We start from the raw sequence: 2,550 nt of genomic DNA, 5'->3' as shown, positions 1-2,550 counted from the left end.
GTAGTTTTTGCAGGTTGTGAGAGCCATTTGTGGGGCTCCCCCCTGGGAAAGCAAGTTTCGCGGCACTTTCAGTCGCCCCGGCCACTAGATCATGCGCGCCTGTCAGCGCGCATCACAAAAAAGACGAACATCCCAAGGGACGTTCGTCTTTTTTATCTTCATGGAGCTTCACTTACGCGGAAGCCAATTCCAAATCGTCTTCTTCGTCGTTGTTGAACGCTTCGCGGTCGAACTCGCCTTCGGAGTCAGCCACGAGCAACGCTGTAACAGTTGTACCTGTTGCATTGACCGCTGTACGACCCATGTCGATCAGGGCTTCTACGCCAAGGACAAGCCCCATACCTTCCAGCGGCAAGCCGAGAGCTGTCAGGACGACGGTCGTGGAGATCGCCGCAGGACCCGGTACGCCGGCAACCCCGATGGAGGAAATCACGCTGACCAAGATCAGGATCAGGTAATCGGAAGCGCTCATCGGCAGGTTGTAGACTTTTGCGACGAATACGGCAACGACTGCCGGCCATACGCCACCGCAACCGTTGAAGTTCATCGTTGCGCCCAGCGGAGCCACGAAGCTCGCGATACGCGGAGATACGCGCAAACGTTTGGTGATAACTTCCAGGTTCACAGGAAGCGTTGCGTAGCTGCTGCGGGTTGTGAAGGCAACCGCCACGGTTGGGTAAGCCTTTTTAAAGAACTTAATTGGGTTAACTTTTGCAACGAGCAGCACAAGGCCGCCGAAAATCAGAACAAAGTGAATAATCAGTGCAACATACGATGTTAAAATAATTTTCGCCAGCGGCGCCAGTGTATCCAAACCATATTTGGCCGCCATAGCGCCGATCAACGCGTAAACGCCGTAAGGAGTCAAACGGATGACGTATTTTACAACCTGATGAACGATAGCTGTTGCGGACGTCACGAAGTTTTTAACAGGCTCCACGACTTCCGGCTTCTTGGAGCCGACGTGTACGATTGCAACCGCGACGAAAATCGCGAAGATCAGGACAGGCACGACTTTGCCGCTCGCCATATCGCTAATTGGGTTGGACGGCACAAGATCCAGAATAACCTGGGAGAATGTAGGAATGTCTTTAGCTTTAAAATCTTTCGGAACCGCCTGGGCGATGCCGTTGCCTGGATCGAACGCCAAGGCCACCAGAAGGCCGATGATCGACGCGATCCCCGTTGTCAGCAGGAACCAGCCGACAGTTTTGAGACCAAGCTTACGAAGCTGTGTTAAATTGGATAACGACGAAATACTGTTGATGACGAGAATAAGGACGAGTGGCATAACAAGCATTTTGATCAGGTTGACGTAGATCGTCCCGATCGTGCTGACGCTTTTGTACTGCAGGCCAGCCTGATTAAAAATAATACCAGCAATAAGACCCAGACCCAGACCGATGAAAACACGGTTACCAAAACTTACTTTCTTTTTGCCCAAGAAGGCAATGAAGCCGATAACCACGATGGACACAAGTAAGCTGACCCAGTTGGTTTGAAAGGCGGTGACAAGGTTGTTTTGCATTGAAGCGTTCCCCCAATTCCTATTCGTTTACTCGGTTTAATTGTGAATATAATATGACAACTAACACTAGATGTCAATACATTTTTTGCACTGAACATAAATAAAACCGAACATTCCCCTAAATTTTATGAGGAGAAATTCGGTTTTAGCACTCTTTTCCATCAATTTGTCCAGTCACTTACATCGTATGCTGATCGTGCACAATCGCAACAAGATACCATTCTCCGGCCGTATAGACAAACACAAGCCGCAAGCTGGTCCAATCCATCCCTTGAAATTGCGGATCAATCCCCGGAAAATGATATTCCACCGTTATATAGGAAGAAGTCGGATAGATGCTGAATACGTTGTTGGTCATATTGCCCTTGCCCAGCAGCGTGTTATAGCTGATTTGCGGAGCCGCGGCGAAATTCGCATTGTACACAAATTTGGCCCAATAATTCGGAAACGTCAAGTCTATACTGTCCCCTGAGCCGTCATACATGCCCCAATGGGTGGGCGAAGGATTCGTCCATAAAGCGGCCAGCCCGCTGGCCGGAACGATCACGTCGGTAGACGGCTGGAGGTAGGAATACGGAGAGAACTGGACACCTTTTTGCGGATGAATGAGCGTCGCGAGCTTGGCGAAATCTTTGTTCTGAATGGCCGCAATCGTCTCGTTCGCACGGCTCGCGATCAAAGATTTGGCTTCCTCCGGCGCGGAGAAAGAAGGCGAGGCCGCGGGCCCTAACGAAGAGGCCGGGCTGGATGGCGAAGCGGCGGGCGAAGTCGAAGTCGGTACAGCCGATGCAGGCGGCGTGCTGCCTTTGGGCGGCGCAGGAGATGCCGCTACTGGTTTCACGGTAGTGCTCGGCGTAGATCCCGAGCCCGGTGATACCGATGGAGTCGCGCCCGGTGCCGATGATGGCGAGACGCTGGACGTCGACTCTTTTCCGGGCGATTGCTGGGTGATGGGCGTCGATGCAGCGCCCCCCGAGCTGCAACCGGCCGCTGCCGAAAGTGCCGTCAAAATACCCGCGAGC

2 protein-coding genes are annotated in these 2,550 nt (G+C 52.4%); both read right to left on the bottom strand.

Translation table 11 applies throughout. From position 1 onward, the window contains the following. Positions 1-172: 172 nt before the first annotated feature. Complete coding sequence (locus EJQ19_RS31090; RefSeq protein WP_126145093.1) at positions 173-1,528, bottom strand: dicarboxylate/amino acid:cation symporter; 1,356 nt, start codon at positions 1,526-1,528, stop codon at positions 173-175. A 178-nt stretch (positions 1,529-1,706) separates the two neighbouring features. Further along, positions 1,707-2,550 (bottom strand): hypothetical protein (locus EJQ19_RS32090; RefSeq protein WP_164716850.1); only part of this gene is annotated, 844 nt, incomplete at its 5' end.

The organism is Paenibacillus whitsoniae (assembly GCF_003955665.1).
Classification (GTDB): domain Bacteria; phylum Bacillota; class Bacilli; order Paenibacillales; family NBRC-103111; genus Paenibacillus_E; species Paenibacillus_E whitsoniae.
Note: the sequence above shows the minus strand (reverse complement) of the source record. Positions and strands in the feature narration are given on the sequence as shown.